General features: G+C 68.7%; 2 protein-coding genes. One reads left to right on the forward strand and one right to left on the reverse strand.

Annotated features, from left to right (window positions below; translation table 11 throughout):
• Positions 1 to 216 precede the first annotated feature (216 nt).
• Positions 217 to 2,076: a dihydroxy-acid dehydratase gene (gene ilvD / locus C4B30_RS34935; protein ID WP_105133681.1), complete on the forward strand. Its 1,860-nt coding sequence runs from the start codon at positions 217 to 219 to the stop codon at positions 2,074 to 2,076.
• A 120-nt stretch (positions 2,077 to 2,196) separates the two neighbouring features.
• Here ilvD and C4B30_RS34940 read toward each other — a convergent pair whose 3' ends face one another.
• On the reverse strand, positions 2,197 to 2,994 hold the full coding sequence (locus tag C4B30_RS34940) for an SH3 domain-containing protein (protein WP_105133682.1): 798 nt from the start codon (positions 2,992 to 2,994) through the stop codon (positions 2,197 to 2,199).
• Positions 2,995 to 3,092: the final 98 nt, after the last annotated feature.

Raw genomic sequence — 3,092 nt, forward strand, 5'->3', positions numbered from 1 at the left:
GAGCTGGGGGAGCTTGATGCACTCGGCGCCCTTGGCCGCTGCCCGGCACCACCCGCGCCGCTCGCCCGTTCCCGCCGGCGCCGCAGGCCCGGCGGCTGTGGGATAATCGTCGGGTTTGCCCAGGGCGCAGCTCAAGAGGTTGTTCGCACGGGCGCGAGAGAGGCCTTTATTCCCGAGCCTCCACCCTTTTCCCGCGATATTTCTTCAGCAACCACAATGCCCACTTACCGTTCCAAAACCTCTACCGCCGGCCGCAACATGGCAGGTGCGCGCTCGCTGTGGCGCGCCACCGGCATGAAAGACGACGATTTCTCGAAGCCGATCATCGCGGTCGTCAACTCGTTCACCCAGTTCGTGCCCGGGCACGTGCACCTGAAGGATCTCGGCCAGCTCGTCGCGCGCGAGATCGAGGCTGCCGGCGGCGTCGCGAAGGAATTCAACACGATCGCGGTCGACGACGGCATCGCGATGGGCCACGACGGCATGCTGTATTCGCTGCCGAGCCGCGACATCATCGCCGACTCGGTCGAATACATGGTGAACGCGCACTGCGCGGACGCGATGGTGTGCATCTCGAACTGCGACAAGATCACGCCGGGAATGCTGATGGCCGCGATGCGCCTGAACATTCCGGTGATCTTCGTGTCGGGCGGCCCGATGGAAGCCGGCAAGACGCGCCTCGCGAACCCGGTCACCAAGACCGTCGAACTGAAGAAGCTCGACCTCGTCGACGCGATGGTGATCGCGGCCGACCAGTCGTATTCGGATGCCGACGTCGCCGAAGTCGAACGCTCGGCGTGCCCGACCTGCGGTTCGTGCTCGGGCATGTTCACCGCGAACTCGATGAACTGCCTGACCGAAGCGCTCGGCCTGTCGCTGCCCGGCAACGGCACGGTCGTCGCGACGCACGCCGATCGCGAGCAGTTGTTCAAGCGCGCCGGCCGCCGCATCGTCGAACTGACGCGCCAGCACTACGAGCAGGACGACGAACGCGTGCTGCCGCGCTCGGTCGGCTTCAAGGCGTTCGAGAACGCGATGACGCTCGACATCGCGATGGGCGGTTCGACCAACACGATCCTGCACCTGCTGGCGATCGCGCGTGAAGCCGGCATCGACTTCACGATGAAGGACATCGATCGCCTGTCGCGCATCGTGCCGCAGCTGTGCAAGGTCGCGCCAAACACGAACAAGTACCACATCGAGGACGTGCACCGCGCAGGCGGCATCATGGCGATCCTCGGCGAACTCGACCGCGCCGGCAAGCTGCACACCGACGTGCCGACCGTGCACGCGCCGACGCTGAAAGATGCGCTCGACCAGTGGGACATCGTCCGCACGGAAGACGAAGCGGTCCGCACGTTCTACATGGCCGGCCCGGCAGGCGTCCCGACGCAGGTGGCATTCAGCCAGAACACGCGCTGGCCGAGCCTCGATCTCGACCGCGCCGAAGGCTGCATCCGCTCGTACGAGCACGCGTTCTCGAAGGAAGGCGGCCTGGCCGTGCTGACCGGCAACATCGCGCTCGACGGCTGCGTGGTGAAGACGGCCGGCGTCGATGAAAGCATCCTCGTGTTCGAAGGCTCGGCGCACGTGACCGAGTCGCAGGACGAAGCGGTGGAGAACATCCTGAACGACAAGGTCAAGGCCGGCGACGTGGTGATCGTGCGCTACGAAGGCCCGAAGGGCGGCCCGGGCATGCAGGAAATGCTCTACCCGACCAGCTACATCAAGTCGAAGGGGCTCGGCAAGGCGTGCGCGCTGCTGACGGACGGCCGTTTCTCGGGCGGCACGTCGGGTCTGTCGATCGGCCACTGCTCGCCGGAAGCGGCGGCGGGCGGCGCGATCGGCCTCGTGCGCGACGGCGACCGGATCCGCATCGACATTCCGAATCGCACGATCGACGTGCTGGTATCGGACGAGGAACTGGCGCGCCGCCGCGAAGAACAGAACGCGAAAGGCTGGAAGCCCGCGCAGCTGCGTCCGCGCAAGGTGTCCGCGGCGCTGAAGGCGTACGCGAAGCTGGTCATGTCGGCCGACAAGGGCGCCGTACGCGACCTGTCGCTGCTCGACGACTGACGCGGCGGGTTGCGGCCGGCCGGTGGCGCGTTGCCTCGGCCCCGCTTGCCCGATCCGAAAGCCGCTCTTCGGAGCGGCTTTTTTTCGTCGGTGCCCGGAGAACCCGCAGCACCCACGCCATCAGTGCCGGAGTTCGTCGGGGCCGCCGCCTCCACCGCCGCCGTGGTTACCGCCGCCGTTTCCACCGCCTTGAGGTCTTGCATAACCGCCGCCGCCCCCGCCTCCCTGCCGCACCGGCGGCGGCATCGTATGGACCTCGCCGCCCGGCGCGGGCGGTGGACGCAGCACGGCCGGCGGCGGGCCGGCCGGACGCGCATTGCCCGCTCCACCCGGCATCGGTGTCGGCGCAGCCGGCGCCGGCATGCGATTCGCGCCATTCCAGCCGCCGCGCGTCGCCGACGGCCGCGTGTCATGCACGGGCGGCGGGCCGCCCGGCGCGACCGGCATCGGCGCGCCCGGTTGCGGACGCCCTTGCCCCGGCGGCATGCCTCCGGGGCCGAGCCTCGGCTCCGGACGACGCGCCCAGCGATCGCGGTCGGGATACCACGGGCGGTGCCGGTAATAGCGATCCCAGTACGCGCCGATCGCGAAGCCGGTCACCGGCACGCCGATGATCGCGCCATACTCGAGCAACGGCACGTAGCTGCCCTGGTAGGGATAGTCGAGCAACTGCGCATCGATCCAGCCGCGCACGCCCGGCAACGCGACGTCGCACCACGCGTAGTTGCTCAGGCAGCCGAATACGTCCAGCGCGGTGCCGGGCGGAATCTCCGCGACCACCGGATAATCGGGCGCAGGCCCGGCATACAGCTCGGCCGGCGAATTCGTGTAAGCGCTGCTCTGCGCATCGGCGACGCCCGGTGCGGCCGCGAGGCCGGCCAGGACGACGCACAGACTTCGGACAATCGTGTTTCTCATGATGCTCTCCCGCGCCGTGCCGCCGCGCGCCGGTCAGTGCCGATGGCCGCCGCCCCAGTGACCGCCACCCCAATGCCCGCCGCCCCACGGACGATGCC

The sequence above is a fragment of the Burkholderia sp. BE12 genome (genome assembly GCF_002959955.1).
In the GTDB taxonomy this organism is placed as follows: Bacteria; Pseudomonadota; Gammaproteobacteria; order Burkholderiales; family Burkholderiaceae; genus Burkholderia.

What these genes read in the sequence shown, in the direction of transcription:
- ilvD (WP_105133681.1), top strand. Translation starts at nt 217, where the DNA reads ATGCCCACTTACCGTTCCAAAACCTCTACCGCCGGCCGCAACATGGCA.
- C4B30_RS34940 (WP_105133682.1), bottom strand. Translation starts at nt 2,994, where the DNA reads ATGAGAAACACGATTGTCCGAAGTCTGTGCGTCGTCCTGGCCGGCCTC.